Source organism: Halomonas sp. I1, from assembly GCF_032334135.1.
Classification (GTDB): Bacteria; Pseudomonadota; Gammaproteobacteria; order Pseudomonadales; family Halomonadaceae; genus Halomonas.
Genome location: NZ_JAVXUS010000008.1, coordinates 26,931 through 50,391, shown reverse-complemented (window position 1 = coordinate 50,391; position 23,461 = coordinate 26,931). Strand labels below are relative to the sequence as shown.

Annotated in this window: 19 protein-coding genes; 17 read left to right on the top strand and 2 right to left on the bottom strand. The window is 63.7% G+C overall.

All coding sequences use genetic code 11. The features are described from left to right. Positions 1–59 precede the first annotated feature (59 nt). Positions 60–2,741, bottom strand: coding sequence for a [protein-PII] uridylyltransferase (locus RSO41_RS10405; RefSeq protein WP_315619026.1), 2,682 nt, complete (start codon positions 2,739–2,741; stop codon positions 60–62). Between the two features lie 11 nt (positions 2,742–2,752). Further along, positions 2,753–3,544, bottom strand: a complete 792-nt coding sequence (gene map / locus RSO41_RS10400) for a type I methionyl aminopeptidase (protein WP_315619024.1) — start codon at positions 3,542–3,544, stop codon at positions 2,753–2,755. Between the two features lie 297 nt (positions 3,545–3,841). Here map and rpsB point away from each other — a divergent pair, with 297 nt between their 5' ends. The 17 genes from rpsB to accA all read left to right on the top strand — a co-directional run bounded on the left by rpsB (position 3,842) and on the right by accA (position 23,452). Continuing rightward, positions 3,842–4,588 (top strand): 30S ribosomal protein S2, encoded by a 747-nt coding sequence (gene rpsB, locus RSO41_RS10395; RefSeq protein ID WP_315619023.1) that lies wholly within the window; start codon positions 3,842–3,844, stop codon positions 4,586–4,588. A 168-nt stretch (positions 4,589–4,756) separates the two neighbouring features. Continuing rightward, complete coding sequence (gene tsf, locus RSO41_RS10390; protein ID WP_315619022.1) at positions 4,757–5,632, top strand: translation elongation factor Ts; 876 nt, start codon at positions 4,757–4,759, stop codon at positions 5,630–5,632. 112 nt (positions 5,633–5,744) lie between these two features. After that, positions 5,745–6,512 (top strand): UMP kinase, encoded by a 768-nt coding sequence (gene pyrH / locus RSO41_RS10385; RefSeq protein WP_315619021.1) that lies wholly within the window; start codon positions 5,745–5,747, stop codon positions 6,510–6,512. A 4-nt stretch (positions 6,513–6,516) separates the two neighbouring features. Then, positions 6,517–7,074 (top strand): ribosome recycling factor, encoded by a 558-nt coding sequence (gene frr, locus RSO41_RS10380; RefSeq protein ID WP_315619020.1) that lies wholly within the window; start codon positions 6,517–6,519, stop codon positions 7,072–7,074. 68 nt (positions 7,075–7,142) lie between these two features. Next, positions 7,143–7,910 (top strand): polyprenyl diphosphate synthase, encoded by a 768-nt coding sequence (gene uppS / locus RSO41_RS10375; RefSeq protein WP_315619019.1) that lies wholly within the window; start codon positions 7,143–7,145, stop codon positions 7,908–7,910. Further along, positions 7,903–8,703 carry a phosphatidate cytidylyltransferase gene (locus RSO41_RS10370; protein WP_315619018.1) on the top strand — a complete coding sequence of 267 codons (801 nt, stop codon included), beginning with the start codon at positions 7,903–7,905 and terminating at the stop codon, positions 8,701–8,703. Before uppS ends, RSO41_RS10370 begins: the two co-directional genes overlap by 8 nt. Before the next feature lie 2 nt (positions 8,704–8,705). Further along, positions 8,706–9,896: a 1-deoxy-D-xylulose-5-phosphate reductoisomerase gene (gene ispC, locus RSO41_RS10365; protein WP_315619017.1), complete on the top strand. Its 1,191-nt coding sequence runs from the start codon at positions 8,706–8,708 to the stop codon at positions 9,894–9,896. A gap of 160 nt (positions 9,897–10,056) precedes the next feature. Beyond that, positions 10,057–11,415 carry a sigma E protease regulator RseP gene (gene rseP / locus RSO41_RS10360; RefSeq protein WP_315619016.1) on the top strand — a complete coding sequence of 453 codons (1,359 nt, stop codon included), beginning with the start codon at positions 10,057–10,059 and terminating at the stop codon, positions 11,413–11,415. Between the two features lie 88 nt (positions 11,416–11,503). After that, entirely contained in the window at positions 11,504–13,846 is a 2,343-nt protein-coding gene (gene bamA, locus RSO41_RS10355) for an outer membrane protein assembly factor BamA (RefSeq protein ID WP_410000322.1), read from the top strand. Between the two features lie 30 nt (positions 13,847–13,876). Then, complete coding sequence (locus RSO41_RS10350) at positions 13,877–14,374, top strand: OmpH family outer membrane protein (RefSeq protein ID WP_315619015.1); 498 nt, start codon at positions 13,877–13,879, stop codon at positions 14,372–14,374. 30 nt (positions 14,375–14,404) lie between these two features. Beyond that, positions 14,405–15,442, top strand: coding sequence for a UDP-3-O-(3-hydroxymyristoyl)glucosamine N-acyltransferase (lpxD, locus tag RSO41_RS10345; protein WP_315619014.1), 1,038 nt, complete (start codon positions 14,405–14,407; stop codon positions 15,440–15,442). Positions 15,443–15,547: 105 nt separating this feature from the next. Further along, positions 15,548–15,991 carry a 3-hydroxyacyl-ACP dehydratase FabZ gene (gene fabZ / locus RSO41_RS10340; RefSeq protein WP_275288709.1) on the top strand — a complete coding sequence of 148 codons (444 nt, stop codon included), beginning with the start codon at positions 15,548–15,550 and terminating at the stop codon, positions 15,989–15,991. After that, positions 15,988–16,755, top strand: a complete 768-nt coding sequence (gene lpxA / locus RSO41_RS10335; protein ID WP_315619013.1) for an acyl-ACP--UDP-N-acetylglucosamine O-acyltransferase — start codon at positions 15,988–15,990, stop codon at positions 16,753–16,755. Before fabZ ends, lpxA begins: the two co-directional genes overlap by 4 nt. A 13-nt stretch (positions 16,756–16,768) precedes the next feature. Then, positions 16,769–17,971 carry a lipid-A-disaccharide synthase gene (lpxB, locus tag RSO41_RS10330; RefSeq protein WP_315619012.1) on the top strand — a complete coding sequence of 401 codons (1,203 nt, stop codon included), beginning with the start codon at positions 16,769–16,771 and terminating at the stop codon, positions 17,969–17,971. Then, positions 17,968–18,579: a ribonuclease HII gene (rnhB, locus tag RSO41_RS10325; RefSeq protein ID WP_315619011.1), complete on the top strand. Its 612-nt coding sequence runs from the start codon at positions 17,968–17,970 to the stop codon at positions 18,577–18,579. Before lpxB ends, rnhB begins: the two co-directional genes overlap by 4 nt. A gap of 204 nt (positions 18,580–18,783) precedes the next feature. After that, positions 18,784–22,293, top strand: coding sequence for a DNA polymerase III subunit alpha (gene dnaE / locus RSO41_RS10320; protein WP_315619010.1), 3,510 nt, complete (start codon positions 18,784–18,786; stop codon positions 22,291–22,293). A gap of 205 nt (positions 22,294–22,498) precedes the next feature. Further along, positions 22,499–23,452 (top strand): acetyl-CoA carboxylase carboxyl transferase subunit alpha, encoded by a 954-nt coding sequence (gene accA / locus RSO41_RS10315; RefSeq protein ID WP_315619009.1) that lies wholly within the window; start codon positions 22,499–22,501, stop codon positions 23,450–23,452. The last annotated feature ends 9 nt before the right edge of the window (positions 23,453–23,461 follow it).

Below are 23,461 nucleotides of genomic sequence, written 5' to 3'. Positions count from 1 at the left end.
CGTCGATTATAGGGAAGCCCTGAGTGGGCCTCAAACGCGCCGGTCGGGAAGCCGCGTTCTCAGCCACTCACATCGAGGACCTCGATCAGTCGTTCGCGCAGGCGGCGCTGGCGTTCGGCGTCGGTGAGGGGGCGGCCGGCCTTGTCGGTGATGAAGAAGACATCCTCGACCCGTTCGCCCAGGGTGGCGATCTTGGCCGCCGAGAGCGCGATGTCCTGCTCCATGAAAATTCGGCCGACGCGCGCCAGCAGCCCCGGGCGGTCCGGTGCGGTGAGCTCGAGCAGGGTGCGCTCGTTGGCCGGGTCCTGACGGATGATGACCTCGGTGGGCACGCGGAAATGCTTGAGCTGTCTCGGCGTGTGCCGGGTGACGATCTGCGGGTAGTCATCGGGGTCGTCGAGCTCTTCGACCAGGTGGCGGCGGATCTCCTCCAGTCGACCGGGGTCGCTGATGGCATGACCATGGTCGTCGAGGACGATGAAGGTGTTGAGGGTCCAGTCGTTGCTCGAGGTGGCGATACGGGCGTCGTGGATCGACAGCCCCAGTTGCTCCATGGCCGCCGAGGTAGCGGCGAAGAGGTCGTCTACCGAGCGGGTGTGGATGAACACCTTGGTACCACCTTCGGCCATGTCGGCGGTAGGAGCGCTGAGCAGGATCAGCGGCAGGTTGCTGCCGTCGTGGGCGAGGATGCCCTGGGTCTGCCAGGCGATTTCGCTGGGTGCGTACTGAAGGAAGTAATCTTCGCCCAGCGAGGCCCAGAGCCGGTCGACGCGAGCCATGTCGGCACCGACCGTGCTCAGCAGGGAGTGCGCCTCGTCGCGTGTTTCGCGAACCGAGTCGTCGCGCTCCATGGGGTTCTCCAGGCCACGTCGCAGGGCGCGCTTGGTCTCGCCGTGGAGCTGGCGCAGCAGGGAGGCGCGCCAACCGTTCCACAGTGTCGGGTTGGTGGCGTTGATGTCGGCCACCGTCAGGACATAGAGGTAGTCGAGCCGCGTCTCGTCGCCGATGCTGCGGGCGAAGTCACTTATCACCTCGGGGTCGGTGATGTCACGCTTCTGGGCCACCATGGACATCAGTAGATGGTGTTCGACCAGCCAGCTCACCAGGCGGGTATCGTTTTCCGGCAGGCCATGCTCCCGGGCGAAGGCCTCGACATCCCGGGCACCGATCAGGGAGTGGTCGCCGCCGCGTCCCTTGCCGATGTCATGGAACAGACCGGCGATCCACAGCAGGTCCAGCCTGGGCAGTTGCTGGACCAGCTCTGCCGCCACGGGGAAGTTTTCGCGGGCGTTGGGCTTGCGGAAGCCGTGGATGCACTTCAGCAGCCGCAGGGTATGGGCGTCCACGGTGTAGATGTGGAAAAGGTCGTGCTGCATCAGGCCTACCGCCTGACCGAAGACCGGCAGGTACTTGCCGAGCACGCCGTAGCGGTTCATGCGCCGAAGCTGCCGTGCGACATTGCCGCTGGAGCGCAGCAACGCCATGAACAGGCGCTGGTGGTGGGGGTCGGCGCGATAACGGTCGTCGATCAGGTGGCGGTGGTCGCGAATCAGGCGGATGGTGTCGGCGCGTACGCCATCGATCTCGGGATGCTCGGCCATCAGCAGGAAGAGTTCCAGAAGCGCCGAGGGAGACTCCTGAAACAGCGCCCGGTAACGGGCCTGGATGTAGCCTCCCTTGATCTCGAAACGGTCGTTGAGGGGAGTGGTCTCGAACGACTCGCCACCGTGCAGAATGGCTTCGTCGAAGTGCTGCAGCAGCATGTCATTGAGCCGGGCGAGCGCGGTGACGTGTCGATAGTAGCGCTTCATGAACTGTTCGACGGCGAGGCGCTCCGGCGTATCGTGATAGCCGAACAGTTCGGCGATGGTGCGCTGGTGATCGAACAGCAGGCGATCCTCGGCGCGTCCACTGAGCATATGCAGCGCGTAGCGAACCTGCCAGAGAAAGGCTTGGCCCTGGCTGAGAATGTGCAGTTCGGCGTCATTCATGAAGCCATGGGCGACCAGATCTTCATAGCGCAGGGTGGAAAAGTGTCGCTTGGCCACCCAGCCGATCATCTGGATATCGCGAAGTCCGCCCGGGGAGCTCTTGATATTGGGCTCCAGGTGGTACTCGGAGTTGTTGAAACGATAGTGCCGGCTGATCTGTTCCTGCCACTTGGCCTCGAAGAAGTGGTCCGCCGGCCAGAGCCGGTCCGGTGAAAGCCGTTGCTGCATGGCCTCGCGTAGCCGTTCGGGGCCGGCCAGTGTACGGGTTTCGATCAGGTTGGTGATCACCGTGACATCGGCGGCCGCTTCGCGGGAGCAGTCCGAAAGCGAGCGCACGCTGTGGCCAATTTCCAGGCCGATGTCCCAGAGGAAGGTGATAAAGGCCGTCAATGGTTCCCGGTAGGCCGAGTCATCGTCTTCTTCGAGCAGCAGCAACAGGTCGATGTCCGAATGCGGATGCAGTTCGCCTCGCCCATAGCCACCCACGGCGAGCAGGGCGATGCCGTCGTCGGGCCAGTCATGCTGTTCCCAGGCGATCGCCAGCAGGCGGTCCAGGCATCGGGCTCGGCCATGCACCAGGTCGCGGATGTCGGCACCGGCGCGGAAGCGCTCGTCGAGCCGTGCCTGGAGCTCGCCCAGTGCAGCCTTGAAGGGCGCGATGGGCGAGCGGCTGCCGCCGAGCTCGGTGCGGAACTTCTCGATGTCGAGCAGCGTCTCGTCGGGCTCGAAGCGGTAGTGGTGGAGCAGCATGGTGGGCCGGCTCAGCGGTCGAGGAACGAGAGGTCTTCGTCGCGACGCGCGGTGAGGACCTCCACGCCGTTGGCGGTGACCAGCAGGGTGTGCTCCCACTGGGCGGTCAGCCCCTTGTCCTTGGTCACGGCGGTCCAGCCATCCCGGAGCACCTTGGTGCGGTGGTCGCCGACATTGATCATTGGTTCGATGGTGAAGCACATGCCTTCAGCGAGGGTGACGTCAGCCTCGGGGGCATAGCCATCATAGTGGAGGATCTGGGGGTCCTCGTGGAAGCCGGCGCCGATGCCGTGCCCGCAGAAGTCACGTACCACCGAGTAGCCGCTGGACTCGGCATGGTGCTGTATGACGCGGGCCAGATCGGAGAGCCGGACCCCTGGCCGGACCTCGGCGATGCTCTGGTACAGGCACTCCTGGGTGACACGGCACAGGCGCTCGCCCTGGATGGTCTCGCCGACGATGAACATCATGCTGGAATCGCCGTGATAGCCATCGGCGGTCTTCACCGTGATGTCGATGTTCATGATGTCGCCTTTCTTCAGCTTCTTGGCGTCATCGGGGATGCCGTGGCAGACCACGTGGTTGATCGACGTGCAGATCGACTTGGGGAAGCCGTGATAATTCAACGGGGCGGGGGTGGAACCCAGCTCGTCGACGATATAGTCGTGGCAGCGCCGGTCGAGTTCGCCGGTGCTGACGCCGGCCTGCACGTGGGGAGTGATCATTTCCAGCACACTGGCGGCCTGCCGGCCCGCCTCGCGCATCTTCTCGATTTCGTCGGGCGTCTTGATGGGTACGTTCATGGAAGCTCGGATTCAGGGGTGGCGTCGCCGCCAGCAACGTGCCGGTCACGGTGGAGGAACGTCGGGCGACTTCATCTCGAAGGTAATCCATGGTATAAAGCTGCGCGCCTTCCTGCAATCGCCGATCCTGCTCGTCCCCAAGGTGTCGAGTGGTCATACGGTCGGAGGGCGTCAACACAAATGCAACGCCTTGAAAACACACATGCACCGGCACATGGTCCCGGGTGCCGTCGGCGCGACCGGCGGTCGGATCCATGGGGTGCATGGAGGCCTAACCCGATTTTCCAGGAGTCATCCATGGCACACGTCAATATGCGTGACCTGCTGAAGGCAGGCGCTCACTTCGGTCACCAGACCCGTTACTGGAACCCGAAGATGGGCAAGTACATCTTCGGCGCACGTAACAAGATTCACATCATCAACCTCGAGCATACGCTTCCGGCCCTGAACGAGGCCATTGATGTGGTCGAGAAAATGGCGGCCGCGAACAACAAGATCCTGTTCGTGGGCACCAAGCGCAGCGCCAGCAAGATCGTCAAGGAAGAAGCCAATCGCGTCGGCCAGTCGTTCGTCAATCATCGCTGGCTGGGCGGCATGCTGACCAACTTCAAGACGATTCGTCAGTCCATCAAGCGCCTGCGCGAACTCGAGACCATGCACGAGGACGGCACTTTCGAGAAGCTGACCAAGAAGGAAGTGCTGATGGCGACTCGCGAGCAGGACAAGCTCGAGCGCTCCATCGGTGGTATCAAGAACATGGGTGGCCTGCCCGATGCGCTGTTCGTGGTCGACGTCGACCACGAGCGGATCGCCATCAACGAGGCGAACAAGCTGGGCATCCCGGTCATCGGTGTGGTGGATACCAACTCCGATCCGGATGGCGTCGACTACGTGATCCCGGGCAACGATGACTCCATCCGCGCCATTCAGATCTACGTCAAGGCCGTCGCCGATGCCTGCGCCCGTGCGAAGGAAGGTCGTCCCGACGAGTTCGTCGAGGTCACCGAGGAAAGCGCTGGCGACGACGCCGCCGCTGCCGAGTGATCGCGGGCCCGGCAGGGCCGTGAATATCGCGCCGCTTGTCGGCGATCCGTCACCGTGACGGCACAAGGGGGCCCAGGCCCCCTTGCTTGCGCCCCGGGGCGGAAACGGGATCCGCCGGGTCTGCCCGGCCCCCATCTTCCAGGTCGAACCATTCAGAGGACACTACCCATGGCAGCTATCAGCGCCTCTCAGGTCAAGGAACTGCGCGAGCGTACCGGGCTCGGCATGATGGAGTGCAAGAAGGCACTTACCGAAGCCGGTGGCGATATCGACACCGCCATCGAGAATCTGCGCAAGAATTCCGGTCTCAAGGCCGCCAAGAAGGCCGGCCGTACCGCCGCCGAAGGCGCCATCGTCACCCGTATCGCCGAAGATGGCAGCTACGGCGTGATGGTCGAGATCAACTCCGAGACCGACTTCGTGGCGCGTGACGACAACTTTGTCGCGTTCGCCAACAAGGTGGCCGATGCCTTCTTCGCGGCCAAGAGCGAAGACGTGGCCGCCATCATGGAAGGGGAACTGGAAGCCGATCGCGAGCAACTGGTGCAGAAGATCGGCGAGAACATCGGCGTGCGCCGCAGTGTGGTCGTCGAGGCCGCATCTCAGGGCGGCAGCCTGGTCGGCGCTTATGTCCATGGCGGTCGTATCGGCGTGCTGACCGTGCTGAACGGTGGCAACGACGAGGTCGCCAAGGATGTGGCCATGCACGTCGCCGCCATCAACCCGGCCGTGGCGCTGCCGGAAAACATGCCGCAGGACAAGCTGGACGCTGAAAAGGCGATCATCCTGGCCCAGCCGGACATGGCCGGCAAGCCCGAGAATATCGCCGAGAAGATGGTCCAGGGCCGCCTCAAGAAGTACCTGGCCGAGAACAGCCTGACCGAGCAGCCCTTCGTCAAGGACCCGAACCAGAGCGTCGCCGAGTACGTCAAGGCTGCCGGTGGCGAAGTGATCGGTTTCACCCGTTTCGAGGTGGGCGAGGGTATCGAGAAGGAAGAAGTCGATTTTGCCCAGGAAGTGATGGAACAGGCCAAGCGTAGCTGAGGTCATAGGTTCCAGCATGGCGATGGCGTGCGCGATGGCGCACGCCATCGCGTATCCGGTCGGTGTATCCGGCCACTCACGTCCATTTCGCCGAGTTCCGGGAGATCCACGCATGAGCAGTGCCGAGCAAACCGCTCCAGCCAAGTCCGACAAGCCCCGCGCCGACGTCTCGAAGTACAAGCGCATTCTGCTCAAGCTGTCCGGTGAAGCCCTGACAGGCGACGCCGAGTTCGGCATCGATCCCAAGGTGCTGGATCGCATGGCGCTGGAAATCGGTCAGCTGGTCGGTATCGGGGTGCAGGTCGGCATCGTCGTCGGCGGCGGCAATCTTTTCCGCGGTGCCGCCTTGCATGAAGCGGGCATGGAACGTGTCACCGGTGACCACATGGGCATGCTGGCCACGGTCATGAATGCGCTGGCCATGCGGGATGCGCTGGAGCGCTCCAACATTCGTTCGCGGGTGATGTCGGCGATTCCCATGAGCGGGGTCGTGGAGCACTATGATCGACGCACCGCCATCCGTTACCTGACATCCGGCGATGTGGTGATATTCTCGGCGGGCACCGGCAACCCCTTCTTTACCACCGACTCCGCCGCCTGCTTGCGCGGTATCGAGATCGATGCCGACGTCGTGGTCAAGGCCACCAAGGTGGACGGTGTCTACGACAAGGACCCGGTTCAGCACGCTGATGCGGTCAAGTATGAGCAACTTTCCTACGATGACGCGATCGACCAGAAGCTCGGGGTCATGGATTTGACCGCTATCTGCCTGGTGCGGGACCATGACATGCCGGTTCGCGTGTTCGACATGAACAAGTCCGGAGCGCTGCTGAACCTGGTGGTGGGCGGCCGGGAAGGCACGCTGATTGACAGAGGGTGAAATCGTGATTGACGACATCAAGAAGGATGCGGAAACCCGCATGAAGAAGAGCCTCGAGGCGCTTCACAACAACTTCAACAAGATCCGCACCGGTCGGGCTCACCCGAGCATACTGGATGCGGTGACGGTGGAGTACTACGGCAGCCAGATGCCGCTCAACCAGGTGGCGTCGGTCAACGTCGAGGATGCCCGGACCCTGACCGTGGTGCCCTGGGAGCAGAGCATGGTGCCGAAGGTGGAAAAGGCCATCATGACGGCCGAGCTGGGCCTCAACCCGGCCAGTGCCGGCAATGTCATCCGGGTACCGATGCCGATGCTCACCGAGGAGACGCGCAAGGGCTATATCAAGCAGGCGCGTCAGGAAGCCGAGAATACGCGGGTGGCGGTACGCAATGTGCGGCGTGACGCCAACCACGAGATCAAGGCGCTGCTCAAGGACAAGGACATCACCGAGGACGACCAGCGTCAGGGTGAGGACGATATCCAGAAGATCACCGACAAGATTGTCGGCGAGATCGACAAGGCGCTGGAATCCAAGGAGCATGATCTGATGCAGGTCTGATGTCGGGGCGGCGCCCGGTGCGCCGCCGATACCGGCACGCTTGTGTTCCATTCGCCATGCGAGACATCATGACGTCACCGCAGTCCCTTCACTTCCCGCACGCCGGGGATGCTCCCCTCCCGCGTCACGTGGCCATCATCATGGACGGCAACAACCGCTGGGCCAGGGCCCAGGGGGTGTCCGGCGTTCGAGGGCACCATGCCGGTGTCGAGGCCGTACGCGCGGTCATTCGTCGGGCCGCCGAACGTGGTGTCGGTACCTTGACGCTCTTCGCCTTCTCCAGCGAGAACTGGAAGCGCCCGGCTGCTGAAGTCCAGGCCTTGATGGAACTGTTCCTGATGGCGCTCAAGCGTGAGGTCAAGAAGCTTCACGAGCATGACATCCGGTTGTCGGTCATCGGTGCTCGCGAAGGCTTCTCGTCGGCGATCCAGAAGCACATCGAGGCAGCAGAGGCCCTGACCGCCGACAATACCGGCCTGCACCTGGTCGTCGCCGCCAATTATGGCGGTCGCTGGGATATTGCCCGGGCCGCCCGCCGGCTCGGTGAACGCGTCGGCACGGGGGAGCTGGAGCCGGCCCGTATCGATGAACAAAGCCTCGAAAGCGAACTGTGCCTCGGCGATGCCCCTCCGGTGGATCTATGCATTCGCACCAGTGGCGAGTGCCGTATCTCCAACTTCCTGCTGTGGCAGATGGCCTACGCAGAGCTCTATTTCACGCCGGTGCTCTGGCCGGATTTCGGTGCCGATGCCTTTGATGATGCCTTGGCTGACTTCGCCGGTCGACAACGACGCTTCGGCATGACCGACGAACAGGTCGAGGCGCAGGGTGCTTAGGCAGCGCGTCATCACTGCCGCTTGGCTGGCGCCGTTGACCTTGGCCGGACTCTTCGGCCTCGATGGCACCGCCTTCGCGCTGTTCACGGCATTCGTGGTGTTGCTGGCCGGCTGGGAGTGGGCTCGGTTGGCTGGCCTGGATTCCCCTCGTTGCCGTGGTGTGGCAGTGCTCGGCCTGGCGGCCGCCATGTTGCTGCTCGCACTGTCGGGCGGCACGCACGCCATCTGGCCCTTGTGGCTCGGGGCCCTGGGCTGGCTTCTCAACCTCTACTGGGTCACCCGCTATCCGGCCCGTCTGGCGCAGTGGCGCTCCACCGGAGTGCGGTTGGCCATGGGGGGCTGGGTGCTCCTGCCGACCTGGACAGGCTTCAATGTGCTGCGCGAGAGCGGTGCGGTCTGGTTGTTGTTCGTGCTGTTGCTGGTCTGGGGCGCCGATATCGGTGCCTATTTCGTCGGTCGAGCCCTGGGACGCCGGAAGCTGGCACCGAGCGTCAGTCCCGGCAAGTCCTGGGAAGGTGTAGCGGGCGGTGTGCTGGTCAGTTCGCTTCTGGCGATACTGTTTGCTGTCTGGCAAGCACTGGGACTGGCCGGCGGTCTGGGGCTGTTCGTTGTCACGGTTATCGTGACCCTGGCCTCGGTGTTGGGTGACCTGCTGGAGAGCATGCTCAAGCGTCACCGGGGCTTGAAGGATTCAAGCCAGTTGCTGCCCGGTCATGGTGGAGTCCTGGATCGCATTGATAGCCTGACCGCGGCTGTCCCTTTGTTTGCCTTGCTGCACCTGGGAGTCTCCTGACCATGTCCACCTCCTCGCCGCTTGCCGTGACCGTGCTGGGAGCGACCGGTTCCATCGGGACCAGTACGCTCGATGTCATCGCGCGCCACCCTGGCCGCTATCGGGTGCATGCCCTTTCGGCGAACCGGGCCCGGCGTCGCCTGCTGGGCCAGTGCAAGGTGCACCGCCCGAGACTGGCGGTGCTGGATCGCGAAGAAGATGCGGCCTGGTTGCGTGAGCAGCTCGCCGAAGCCGGGCTGGATACCGAGGTCAGGGCTGGAGCCGGCGCCTTGGTCGAGATCGGCGAGGCGAGTGAGGTCGATGTGGTGATGGCCGCCATCGTCGGTGCCGCCGGCCTGTTGCCGACCCTGGCAGCGGTGCGGGCCGGCAAGCGGGTGCTGCTGGCCAACAAGGAAGCCCTGGTGATGTCGGGGGGGCTGTTCATGGAGGCGGTGAATCGCTCAGGTGCCACCCTGTTGCCCATCGATTCCGAACATAATGCCATTTATCAGTGTCTACCCACCGAGCACCGCGGGGGATTGTCGCAACATGGCGTCACACAGTTGCTGTTGACGGCATCGGGCGGCCCTTTCCGGGGCTGGAAGGCGGCGCAGCTTGCAGGAGTGACGCCGGAGCAGGCCTGTGCCCATCCGAACTGGTCGATGGGACAAAAGATTTCGGTCGACAGCGCGACGCTGATGAACAAGGGACTCGAGCTGATCGAGGCCTGCTGGCTGTTCGAGGCTCGCCCGGATCAGATTCAGGTGGTGGTGCACCCTCAGAGCGTGATTCATTCCATGGCGGCCTACAACGACGGTTCTGTCATCGCCCAGCTGGGCAATCCTGACATGCGTACCCCGATCGCTCACGGGCTGGCCTGGCCGGAACGTATCGAGTCCGGTGTTCAGGCGCTGGACCTGTTCGAGGTGGCCCGTCTCGATTTCGAGCCGCCCGATGAAACGGCCTTCCCCTGTCTGCGCCTGGCTCGGGAGGCCATCGCCGCCGGCGGGACGGCGCCGGCAGTGCTCAATGCTGCCAATGAAATGGCCGTCGAGGCCTTTCTCGAGGGGCGGTTGGGGTTTGCCGGGATCGGCGAGCTGGTGGCACGGGTACGGGATGCCTGCCCGGTGGAGCCGGCCAATGATCTCGAGGGCATTCTCGACGCCGACGAGAGGGCGCGTCGTGAAGCGCGGGTGCGGCTCGAATGTCGTTGAGAGCGTCGTCAGGAATGTCCCTGACGGTGCAGGGGCACCCGCTCCACGCCCTGGCAGGCCTGGATGCCGGGCCGGCCGCGATGCAGGACGGTGCCGCCGATGACAGGCCAGGCGATCGAGAGGATCTTCCGGACGACCGGTTTATCAACAGGAGGCTGGCATGGACCTGATCCAGAACGTCCTGGCCGTGATCGTGGTGCTCGGCCTGCTGATCACTTTCCACGAATTCGGTCATTTCTGGGTCGCACGCCGTTGTGGTGTCAAGGTGCTGCGCTTCTCGGTAGGGTTCGGCAAGCCATTATGGTCGCGTTACGACCGACACGGTACCGAGTTTGCCGTGGCAGCGATTCCCCTGGGCGGTTACGTCAAGATGCTCGACGAACGCGAGGGGCCGGTACCGCCCGAGGAGCAGCATCTCGCTTTCAATCACAAGACGGTCTGGCAGCGTATTGCTATCGTGGCCGCGGGCCCACTGGCCAACTTCCTGCTGGCGTTGGTCGCCTACTGGGCCTTGTTCGTCGCGGGCACCACGACGGTGGTGCCGGTGATCGGCGAGGTGGCGTCCGGTTCTCCGGCTGCCGAAGGCGGGCTCACGGCCGGCCAGGAGATCACCGCGATCGAGGGGCAGGCCGTACGTTCCTGGGAAGAGGTCAATCTCGAGCTGGTCTCCGTCATCGGCGCCAGTGGTGAGCTGACCGTCGCCGCTCGCGGTGAGGGTGACAGCGTCGCCCGCGAGCACCGTCTGCCCGTGCAGGACTGGCTGGTGCGTCAGGATCCGCCTCGCCCGCTGGCGACCCTCGGTGTCACGCCCTGGCGTCCCGAGGTGCCGGCGGTGATCGACCGCGTTGCCGAGGGCGAGCCGGCCGCGGAGGCCGGCCTGGCGAGCGGCGACGAGGTGCTGGCGGTCGATGGTCAGCCGGTGGCGTCCTGGTCGCATTTCGTCGAGCGGGTACAGGCCCGCCCCGGCGAGCGCCTGGACGTCCAGGTGGCCCGCGATGGCGAGACATTGGTACTGTCGCTGACACCGCGTGCCCGGGAAAGCGAGGATGGAAGGCGTGTCGGCTATATCGGCGCTGGCGTGGCGCCGGTGTCCTGGCCGGAGGACTATCGTCGCGAGATCCGTTATGGTCCCCTGGCGGCATTGGGGCAGGCGGCGAACCGCACCGGCGACATGACGCTATTGACCCTGGACGCTATCCGCAAGATGCTGGTGGGACTCATTTCTCCCACCAATCTTTCCGGCCCGATTACCATTGCACGTATTGCCGGCGACTCGGCGCGTTCCGGGCTGGAAAGTTTCGTCAGTTTTCTGGCCTATCTGTCGATCAGTCTGGGGGTGCTCAACCTGCTGCCCATCCCGGTGCTCGATGGTGGGCATCTGCTCTATTACATCGTCGAGGTGGTGCGTGGCCGGCCGGTATCCGAACGTGCTCAGGCTTTCGGTTTGCGGGTTGGGCTGGCCCTGGTCGGGACCCTGATGTTGATGGCGCTGTATTTCGACCTGATGCGGCTCTGGTAAAACCGCACTGCGGCTTGTCAGTTGCCCGTACAAATGTATAAGGTGCCTGTCTGGACAGGTAGGCAGATCAACGCGAGCGAATGACTGCATGAAGATCAAGACCATCGGAATGGCGGCGCTGCTGCTTGCCGGTGCCGACACGGCACAGGCCGAATCCTTCGAAGTTTCCGACATCCGAGTGGAAGGCCTGCAGCGGGTCTCGGCCGCCTCGGTGTTCAATGCCTTTCCTGTCAGTACCCGGGAGCGGGTCGATGACCGTGAACTGGCAGCGGCGGCTCGTGACCTTTTTGCGACCGGGCTTTTCGATGATATCCACCTGGCGCGCGAAGGCGACGTGCTGATCATCGAGGTGGAAGAGCGGCCGACGATCTCCCGTCTCAACATCGAGGGCAACCAGCAGATTCAGGACGATGATCTGCGCAACGGGTTGAGCCAGGCCGGACTGGTCGAAGGGCAGGTGCTGCAGCTTTCCACACTCGAGGAAATTCAGCGGGAACTGGCCGGGCTATATCAGTCCCAGGGTCGCTACAACGCGACCATCGATGCCGAGGTCGAACAGGTCGGCGCCGGCCAGGTGCAGGTCAATATCGACATCGATGAAGGTCAGGTGACCAAGATCCGCCAGATCAACATCGTCGGCAACGAGGCCTTCGACGACGAGACGCTTCGCGATGTCTTCGAGCTCGAGGACCGGCCCGGCTTCTTCTTCGGGTGGTTTACCAACGATTCCTATTCCCGCGAGGCCCTGTCCGGTGACCTGGAGCGACTGCGCTCCTTCTACATGGACCGCGGCTATGTCAACTTCGGCATCGACTCCACCCAGGTGTCCGTGGCGCCGGACAAGTCGCGAATCTTCATCACCATCAATGTCAACGAGGGTGGGCGTTACCGCCTGGGCGACATCCGTTTCGCCGGTGATCTGCGTATACCCGATGACGAGGCGCGCGAGCTTCTCGAGGTCCAGGAAGGCGACATCTTCTCGCGCAGTGACGTCATTGCCTCCTCCGAAGCGATCCGCTCTCGGCTGGGCGCCGAGGGTTTTGCCTTCGCCGAGGTCGACGGTATCCCCGAGGTTCGCAACGACGGCGAAACCCTGAACCTGACCTTCCAGGTAGAGCCGGGGCGCCGCGCCTATGTGCGCCGCATCGAGTTCGTCGGCAATACCACCACCCAGGACGAGGTGTTGCGCCGGGAAATGATCCAGATGGAGGGGGCGCCAGCGTCCACCGAGTCGATCAGCCAGTCACGTCAGCGTCTTGAACGCCTGGGCTTCTTCAAGCAGGTCGAGGTAGAGACCGAGCCGGTGCCCGGGGCCAGTGACCAGCTTGACGTCACCTATAATGTCGAGGAGCAGCCATCCGGTTCGGTCTCCGCGAGTCTCGGTTTCTCCCAGAGCGCCGGGGTGATCTACGGCGCCTCCTTGTCGCAGAACAATTTCCTGGGGACCGGCAATCGCGTGAATATCGGTGCCCAGAAGAGTGACACCTACACGAATGTCAATTTCGGTTATACCGACCCTTACTGGACGCTCGACGGTATCTCGCGCGGCTATAACCTGTACTACCGCAAGACCGATTACGAAGACTCCGATATCTCGACCTACTCGACGGACGCCCTGGGTGCCGGTATCAACTTCGGCTATCCGATCAATGAACTGAGCCGCCTCAACTTCGGGGCCACCGTCGAGGATCTCACGGTCAAGACCTACCGGGACACGCCATCCGAGATCGAGCGTTATGTTCAGGATCAGGGCGACCACGCCCAGACGCTGAAGCTTACCGCGAACTGGACGCGCAACGAGCTCAATCGGGGCATCATGCCGACGGCGGGCAACTATCAGCGCCTGTCGTTGGAAACGTCGGCGCCGGGCAGTGATGCCGAGTACTACAAGGCGCGTGCCCAGGCGCGTCACTTCTTCCCGTTCAACGAAGAACAGACCTGGTCACTCAAGTTCCGTGGCGAGGTCGGCTATGCCGACACCCTGGGGGGCAATGACCCCTACCCCTTCTACGAGAACTACCTGTCCGGTGGTCTGGGGTCGGTACGCGGTTTCACGACCAATACCCTGGGGACGGCCACGACACCGCGTAACCGCGGCGAGGACCAGACGCTCGGCGGAAACGTCCTGGTCGAGGGGAGTGCCGAGCTCATCTTCCCCATGCCTTTCGTCGATGACAAGCGCTCGGTGCAGCCCTCGGTGTTCGTCGATGCCGGCAATACCTTCCTTACCGAGTGCTATCCGGTCATGGAAGGGGACAACTCACAGTGCGAGTCCGGCGTCGATTTGGGTGAGCTGCGCTACAGCGTCGGTGTCGGTTTCTCATGGCTGACCCCGGTGGGCCCGCTGACCTTCAGCTTCGCCGAACCGCTCAATGCCAAGAGCGACGACGATACCCAGTTCTTCCAGTTCTCGCTGGGACAGACCTTCTGATCCCGAGGCACAGCACAAGGAGTCAATGACATGCGCAAGCTGGCAGCCGTTCTGTGTCTCGGTCTGATGGGCATCCTCGCCTGGCCCCTGCATGTGCAGGCTGCCGATGTCGCCATGCTTGACTGGCAGAAGGCATTGCTGGATACCGACGCTGCCCAGCGTTCGATGAACCAGTTTCGCAACAGCACCCATGCCAAGCAGCAGGAGGCCGAGTCCCTGGGACAGTCATTGCAGGCGACGCAGCAGCGGTTTCAGGATGGCGGACAGCCGAGCCAGGCAGAGCAGCAGGACTTCCGTGCCAAGCGCCAGCGTTTCGAGCAGTTGCGCCGTGAGATCCTCCAGGCACGTCAGGAGGCGGAACAACGCTTCCTGACGGGTGCCAAGCCCAAGCTCGATCAGGCCGTGCAGCGGGTCATCGACCGCCATGACGTCCAGGTGCTGGTAGCTCCACAGGGGGTGGTGCATACCGAGGGTGACCTTCCCGACCTGACCGGTGAGGTGACCGAGATTCTCAACTCGCTCAACTGACCGGGCTCCGCCTTCCAGAACCGGAATTCCATGAACCAAGACGCCCACTCCCTGACACTCACCGAGATTGCCACTCGCCTGGGAGCCGAGCTCCAGGGCGACGGTACACAGCGAGTGAGAGGCCTGGCAACGCTGCGCGATGCCGGGCCGGAGCACATCACTTTCCTGGCCAATCGGGCCTACCTCAAGGACCTGGCTGATACCCGCGCCGCCGCTGTGCTGTTGCACCCCAGCCATGCAGCGACCTGCCCGGTGACCAGCTTGACGCTGGACAATCCCTATCTCGGCTATGCCGAGCTGTCACGATTGTTCGATCCGTTGGCCAATCGCGAATCGGGCGGTGTGCACCCCTCCGCCGTGGTCGCCGCAGACGCTCGGCTGGGCGACGGGGCGAGCGTCGGTCCCCAGGCGGTCATCGAATCTGGTGCCATTCTGGGCGATGGCGTGATCGTCGGGCCCGGCTGTGTGGTCGGCGCCGACACCCGGGTCGGCGACAATTCCCGGCTGCACGCCAATGTTACCCTTTATCATGGGGTGATCATCGGTGCCAGAGCCATCCTGCACAGTGGCTGCGTGATCGGTGGCGATGGCTTCGGCTTTGCCCATGATGGCCGGGAATGGCACAAGATCGCCCAACTGGGGGGCGTGGTGCTTGGTGATGATGTCGAGGTCGGCAGCTGTTCGAGCATCGATCGCGGTGCACTCGGTGACACGTTGATCGGCGATGACGTCAAGATCGACAGCCAGGTACAGATCGCGCACAACGTGCAGATCGGCGAGCACAGTGCCCTGGCCGGCTGTGTCGGCATCGCGGGGTCTACGCGGGTCGGGCGTCACTGCATGCTCGGCGGAGGGGTAGGGCTCTCGGGGCATCTGACGATCTGCGACGGCGTTCAGGTCACCGGCATGAGCCTGGTGACCAACTCTATCCACGAGCCGGGCATCTACTCCTCGGGCACCGGTGCCATGGACAATGCCCAGTGGCGGCGCAACGCGGTGCGCTTCAAGCAGCTGGACGAGATCGCGCGTCGCCTCAGCCGTCTGGAAAAAGCCGGGCGCGACGCTTGAGACGGCGTCGCCGGGCGGTATAATCCCCGCCCGCCCGTCGGCCTGGAGCCGATGGTCATGCCCGTCGTGTGGGGCGGGCCCCCTGTCATGTCAGAGGTCGCTACGATGGTAATGGACATCAATGAAATTCGTGAATATCTGCCCCACCGCTACCCCTTTCTGCTGGTGGACAGGGTGACGGAACTTGCCCTTGGCGAATCCATCGTTGCCTACAAGAATGTCAGTATCAATGAACCGTTCTTCAATGGTCATTTTCCGCATCATCCGATCATGCCGGGTGTGCTGGTGATCGAGGCACTGGCCCAGGCGTGCGGTATCCTCGGGTTCAAGACCGTGAACAAGCTGCCTGCCGATGGCTATGTCTATTATCTGGTCGGCAGCGACAATGTCCGCTTCAAGCGCCCGGTGATGCCCGGCGATCAGTTGCGCCTGGAGGCACTGGTGGTGCGCGAGAAGCGGGGTATCTGGAAGTTTGCCTGCAAGGCCACCGTGGACGACGACGTGGCCTGCGAGGCCGAGATCATCTGTGCCGAGAGGAAGGTCGCTTGATTCATCCCACTGCCATCGTCGATCCCGGAGCATGCCTGGCCGATGACGTCGAGGTCGGTCCCTTCTCGGTGATCGGCCCGGATGTCGAGATCGGTGCCGGTTCCCGTATCGGTCCCCATGTCGTGGTCAAGGGCCCCACGGTACTCGGCGAGCGCACACGCATCTTTCAATTCGCTTCGGTCGGCGAGGACTGCCAGGACAAGAAGTATGCGGGAGAGCCGACTCGCCTGGTGATGGGCGATGACAACGTGGTACGCGAAGGCGCGACCCTGCATCGCGGTACCATTCAGGACCGTGGCGAGACGACCATCGGCTCGCGCAACCTGTTCATGGCCTATGCCCATGTCGGGCACGATTGCCTGATCGGTGACGACTGCATCCTGGCCAACCAGGTGACCCTGGCCGGCCATGTGAAACTGGGTAATTTCTCGATTCTCGGTGGCCTGTCGGCCGTGCATCAGTTCTGCCATTTCGGCGAACATGCCATGGCGGGCGGTGGTTCGATCATCACCAAGGACACCCCGGCCTATGTGATGATCAATGGCAACCCCGCCCAGGTGCATGGGTTGAACCTGATCGGGATGCGGCGCCGTGGCTTCAGCAACGAGTCGCTCAAGGCCCTGGGGGATGCCTATCGTCTGGTCTACCGTCAGGGGCTGACCGTCGAGCAGGCGCTGGCCAGCATACGTTCGCGCTACTCCCTGCCGGAGACCGAGACCTTTGCGGCCTCCATCGAGGTGTCGTCCCGGGGCATCATTCGCTGAGCGAGGCGGTGCCATGGGCATGCAACGCATTTATGTGGTGGCCGGTGAGCTCTCCGGCGACATCCTCGGCGCCGGGCTGGTACGCGAACTCAAGGCGCGCCACCCCGAGGCGGCATTCCGGGGGATCGGCGGGCCGCGCATGATCGCCGAAGGGGTCGACAGCCGTTTCCCGCTGGAGACGCTGTCGGTGATGGGACTGGTCGAGGTGATCCGGCACCTGCCACGGCTCCTGGGGGTTCGTCGAGCCCTGCGCCGTGATGCGCTCGATTGGCAGCCGGACATCATGATCGGCATCGATGCGCCCGACTTCAACCTGGGGCTGGAGCGACAGCTGCGCGATGCCGGACTGACCACGGCCCACTATGTCAGCCCCTCTGTCTGGGCCTGGCGCCAGGGGCGGGTCAAGGGCATTGCGCGTGCCGTTGACGCCATGTTGACGTTCCTGCCCTTCGAAGCAGCGTTCTATGCCCACCACCGGGTGCCGGTGGCCTATGTCGGACACCCCCTGGCCGATGAATTGCCATTGACCAACGACAGGGACGCTGCTCGCGAGGCGCTGGGGCTTCCGGCCCACGGTTCGATACTGGCGGTACTGCCGGGGTCGCGGTCCAACGAGGTGCGCTTTCTGGGCGCGACCTTCCTGGATGCCGCCGAACGGCTATGCGCCGATCGCCCCGACCTGAACGTCGTCATTCCTGCCGCCACGGCGGCGCGCCGGGAGGAGCTGGAACGCCTTCTGGCGGAGCGCGACACCCTGCTCGGACGAGTGACCCTGGTCGAAGGGCGTGCGCGGGAGGCCATGGTCGCCAGCGACCTGGTGCTCCTGACCTCGGGAACCGCGGCGCTGGAGGCGATGCTCTGCCATCGCGCCATGCTGGTGGCCTATCGCATGGCGCCCATGACGCATTTCCTGGCCAAACGCCTGGTCAAGACCGAGTGGATCTCGCTGCCGAACCTGATCGCGCGCGAGCCCCTGGTGCCCGAGCTGATCCAGGAGGCGGCCAATGCCGACACCATCGTTGCTCGACTGACGGAATATCTGGATGATACGCCGGCTCGTGTCGCCCTGGAGTCGCGTTTTGCCGCCATGCATGCCGAGCTTCAGCGCGACGCCAGCCGACGAGCGGTGGACGCGGTCGAGGCGCTGGTGGCCGGGCGGGCACTGCCGGCGTCGGTAGCGCCTGAAGGTGACGCGACAGAAGGGACCGGCTCATGAGCGACAAGGCACTCCCCCCCCTGGTCGTCGATTACCACGGCGAACGGCTGGCCGGTGTCGATGAAGTGGGGCGTGGCCCCCTGGTTGGCCCGGTAGTGGCGGCGGCGGTGATTCTCGATCCGGCCGACCCCATCACAGGCCTCACTGACTCCAAGAAACTGACCGCCAGACGGCGCGAGGCGCTCGATGCCGAGATCCGCGAGCGTGCCCTGGCCTGGTCGGTGGCCGAGGCGTCGGCCGATGAAATCGATACGCTGAACATCTACCACGCCACCCACCTGGCCATGCGACGGGCCATCGATGCCTTGAGTCCCGCCGCCGAGTATCTGCTAGTGGACGGTAATCGCCTGCCCGGGCATCATGTGCCGGGACAAGCGGTGGTCAAGGGCGATGCGCGACATGCATCGATTGCCGCCGCCTCGATCCTGGCCAAGGTGGCACGTGATGCCGGCATGCAGGCCCTGAATGCCCGACACCCCGATTATGGTTTCGCCCGACACAAGGGCTATCCGACCCGCGAGCATCTGGCCGCCCTGGAGCGCCTGGGGCCACTGCCCGAGCATCGGCGTTCCTTTGGTCCAGTGAAACGTCAGCTGGCCCTGTTCTGACAACTTGCAGTCCATCGCGGGGCGCCGGGGGCAGGCCGTAGAGGAGGTCCTACGCCAGGGATGGCGTCGGTAGCGCCCAGGGAAGGGTTCACAGCGCCTCCTCGTAGGCCTGCCCCCGGATCAGCCCCGAGCGACAGTGCTGAAGACGGTACTCTGTAGACCCTTCTAGCATCGCCCCACTCACTACCGAACCTCGAGTCCGCCATGACTGCTCCCTTCGTTCATCTCCGCGTGCACAGCGAATTCTCCCTGGTCGACGGCCTGGTGCGTCTCAAGCCGCTGGTCAAGGCGGCGGTGGCCCAGGGCACCCCGGCCCTGGCGCTGACCGATGAAGCCAACCTCTTCGCCCTGGTCAAGTTCTATACCGGGGCCCAGGGGGCCGGCCTCAAGCCGCTCATCGGCAGCGACCTGTGGCTGGTCAACCCGCATGACGAGGAACACCCGTATCGCCTGACGCTACTGGCGATGAACGACACCGGCTATCGCAACCTCACCGAGCTGATCTCGCGTGGCTGGGTGGAAGGCCAGCGGCAGGGCAGGGCATTGCTGGAGCGTGACTGGGTGATGGCCCAGAGCGAGGGGTTGATCGCGCTGTCCGGTGGCCGTGAGGGAGATATCGGTCGCCACCTGCTTTCCGATCATCATGCCGAAGCACGTGCCCTGCTCGACGAGTGGAACGCGGCTTTTCCGGGGCGTTACTACCTGGAGCTGACGCGTACCGGCCGCGCCCTCGAAGAAGAATGCGTACACCTCTCGGTGGATCTCGCCGTCGAGACAGGCACGCCGGTGGTGGCCACCAATGACGTGCGCTTCCTCGAGCGCGAGGACTTCTGGGCGCATGAAACGCGGGTCGCGATCGGTGAAGGCAAGGCGCTGGACGATTCGCGGCGCGAGCGGCATTACACCGAAGAGCAATATCTCAAGACGCCCGAAGAGATGGGCGAGCTGTTCGCTGACATCCCCGAGGCGCTCGAGAACAGCGTGATGATCGCGGCACGCTGCAACGTCGAGGTGCGCCTGGGCGAGATATTCCTGCCCGAATACGGGATTCCCGAGGGCATGACCCAGGAGGAATTCTTTCGCAAGGTCTCCCACGACGGCCTCACCGAACGCCTGGATTTCCTCTATCCGGCCGAACGCTACCCTCGGGATAGCGCCGAGTATGCCGAGATCGATGCCCGCTATCGCGAGCGACTCGATTTCGAGCTCAACATCATCCTGCAGATGGGGTTCCCCGGCTACTTCCTGATCGTGATGGACTTCATCCAGTGGGCCAAGGACAACGACGTCCCGGTCGGGCCCGGACGGGGCTCCGGTGCCGGCTCGCTGGTGGCCTATGCGCAGAAGATCACCGATCTGGACCCGCTCGAGTACGATCTGCTGTTCGAGCGCTTCCTCAACCCGGAGCGTGTCTCGATGCCCGACTTCGATGTCGACTTCTGCATGGAGAAGCGCGACCGGGTGATCGAGTACGTGGCCGAGCGCTATGGGCGCAACGCGGTCTCGCAGATCGTGACCTTCGGCACCATGGCGGCCAAGGCGGTGGTGCGCGATGTGGCCAGGGCCCAGGGCAAGCCCTACTCGCTGGGCGACAAGCTTTCCAAGCTGATTCCCTTCGAGGTCGGCATGACGCTCGAGAAGGCCATCGGCGATGAGCCTCAGCTGCAGGAATTCCTCGAAGCCGACGAGGAAGCCCAGGAAATCTGGGACATGGCGCTCAAGCTCGAAGGCATCACCCGGGGCACCGGCAAGCACGCCGGCGGCGTGGTGATCGCGCCGACCAAGTTGACCGATTTCTCGCCGTTGCTGTGCGACGAGGACGGCAGCGGTCTCCGGGTCCAGTACGACAAGAACGACATCGAGGATGCCGGTCTGGTCAAGTTCGACTTCCTGGGCCTGCGTACCCTGACCATCATCGACTGGGCACTGGAGATGGTCGACAAGGTACGCGCCGCCAGAGGAGAGGGTGCGCTGAACATCGATGCCATCCCGCTCGACGATGTGCCGACCTTCGACATGCTCAAGAAGGCCGAGACCACGGCAGTCTTCCAGCTCGAGTCACGGGGCATGAAGGAGCTGATCAAGCGTCTGCTGCCCGATTCGCTGGAGGACATGATCGCCCTGGTGGCGCTGTTCCGTCCCGGTCCCCTGCAATCGGGCATGGTCGATGACTTCATCAACCGCAAGCACGGTCGAGCCGAGGTCGCCTACCCCCACCCCGACTACCAGCATGAGCTGCTCGAGCCGGTGCTCGGTCCGACCTACGGCATCATCCTCTATCAGGAGCAGGTGATGCAGATCGCCCAGGTGATGGCCGGCTACAGCCTGGGCCAGGCGGATTTGCTGCGCCGTGCCATGGGCAAGAAGAAGCCCGAGGAGATGGCCAAGCAACGCACCGGCTTCCTGGAGGGGTGCGAGGCCAACGGCATTGATCCGGACCTGGCTGGCAACCTGTTCGATCTGGTGGAGAAATTCGCCGGCTACGGTTTCAACAAGTCGCACTCGGCGGCCTATGCGCTGGTTTCCTACCAGACCGCCTGGTTGAAGGCCCACTATCCCGGGCCCTTCATGGCGGCGGTACTGTCCACCGAGATGGACAACCTCGACAAGGTGGTGCCCTTGATCGAGGAATGCCGTCACCTTGGGCTCACCGTGACGCCGCCGGACGTCAATGTCGGCGGCTACAAGTTCACCGTCGATGCCGAGGGGAGAGTGATCTACGGCCTGGGGGCGATCCGTGGCGTAGGGGAAGGCCCCATCGGGGCCATCGTCGAAGCGCGAGACTCGGAAGGTAACTTTCGCGACCTGTTCGACTTCTGTCGACGCGTCGATCCGCAGCGCATGAACAAGCGTACCCTCGAGGCGTTGATTCGCGCGGGCGCGCTGGACAATCTGGGGCCCAGCCGCGCGGTGCTTGCCGCGTCGCTGGATGATGCCCTCAAGGCCGCTGCCCAGAATCAGGCCAACCAGAACCTCGGCATGATGGATATGTTCGGTGAGGCCTTCGCCGACGAATCGGGCGATGACGGGGGCGATGCCTACGCGGATTACCGCCGTGTCCGCGACTGGTCCGACAAGGAACGTCTGGCCGGCGAGAAGGATACCCTCGGGCTCTATCTCACCGGGCACCCGATCGACGAGTACGAGCATGAGCTGGCGCGTTTCGTCTCGACCCGAATCGTCGACCTGAAGCCATCCCGGGAGCCGCAGCGGGTGGCCGGGCTGGTGGTGAACGTGCGTACCATGAAATCCAAGCGCGGCGACACCATGGCGTTCGTGACACTGGACGATCGCACCAGTCGCATCGAGGCCTCGCTGTTCGGTGAATTGTTCGATTCTCTGCGCGGTCGCATCGATACCGACCAGGTGCTGATCATCGAAGGCGAGGTCTCCACCGATGACTATTCCGGTGGACTCCGGCTGCGTGGCAAGGACGTCACCCCGATGGTCGATGCCCGGACCCGCTATGGCCAGGCCGTGGAGTTGTCGCTCGATGGGGCGGGTGTCAACGGCCGATTGGTGGATAGCCTGCGAGACAGTCTCGCGCCGTATCGCGATGACGGCGGGCTGCCGGTACGACTACGCTATCGCAATGCCGAGGCTTCCGGCTGGCTGGAACTGGCCGAGCAGTGGCGAGTCCAGCCCACCGATGAATTGCTGATCGCCCTGCGCGAGGTGCAGGGGCAGGACGGTGTTCGCCTCAAGTACCGATGATCAGGTGGTGGGCCCGTGTATCGTGCGGCAGGGCCTTGCCCCCTCGCAGGCCTGTCGACGGATCAGCCCGAGCGACAACGCTTAACTGCGATAGCCCTGTCGTGTGCAGGGCTCGCCTTGCGTGGGATTGTCAGGGTGCGATAATGCCCGGCATTCGACGATTTTTCCTCCGGTCATCCCGCGGCCGACGAGACAAGGCTAACCCATGAATCCTAACTATCTAGATTTTGAACAGCCCATCGCCGAGCTCCAGGCCAAGATCGAAGAACTGCGCATGGTCGGCAACGACAGCCAGGTCAACCTCAACGACGAGATCGGTCGGCTCGAAGACAAGAGCCGCAAGCTCACCGAGTCGATCTTCAAGGACTTGAGTGCCTGGCAGGTCTCTCAGCTGTCCCGACATCCACAGCGCCCCTATACCCTGGATTACCTGGAACACGTCTTCACCGACTTCGACGAGCTTCACGGCGATCGCCGCTTCGCCGACGACGCTGCCATCGTCGGCGGCGTGGCACGCCTGGACGACAAGCCGGTCATGGTCATCGGCCACCAGAAGGGCCGCGACGTGCACGAGAAAGTACGCCGCAACTTCGGCATGCCGCGCCCCGAGGGATATCGCAAAGCATGTCGCCTGATGGAGATGGCCGAGCGTTTCCGCATGCCGGTGCTGACCTTCATCGATACGCCTGGCGCCTATCCCGGCATCGATGCCGAGGAGCGCGGGCAAAGCGAAGCCATTGCCTACAACCTGGGCGTGATGTCGCGTCTCAAGACGCCGATCATTGCCACCGTGGTGGGTGAGGGTGGCTCGGGTGGCGCCCTGGCCATCGGGGTGTGCGACGAGCTGGCCATGCTGCAGTATTCCACCTATTCGGTGATCTCGCCAGAAGGCTGCGCCTCCATTCTGTGGAAGAGCGCCGAGAAGGCTTCCGAGGCGGCTCAGGCCATGGGGATCACCGCCGAGCGCCTCAAGGAGCTGGGTTTCGTCGATACCCTGATCCCCGAACCCCTGGGCGGTGCCCATCGTCAGCCGTCGGTCACCGCCGAGCGGATCAAGGCCTCTCTGCTGGAGAGTCTGGACCGTCTCGAGGCCATGGAGACAGACGCGCTGCTGGAACGGCGTTACGAGAAGCTGATGAGCATCGGCGCCCCGGTTTAAGGCCCTTTC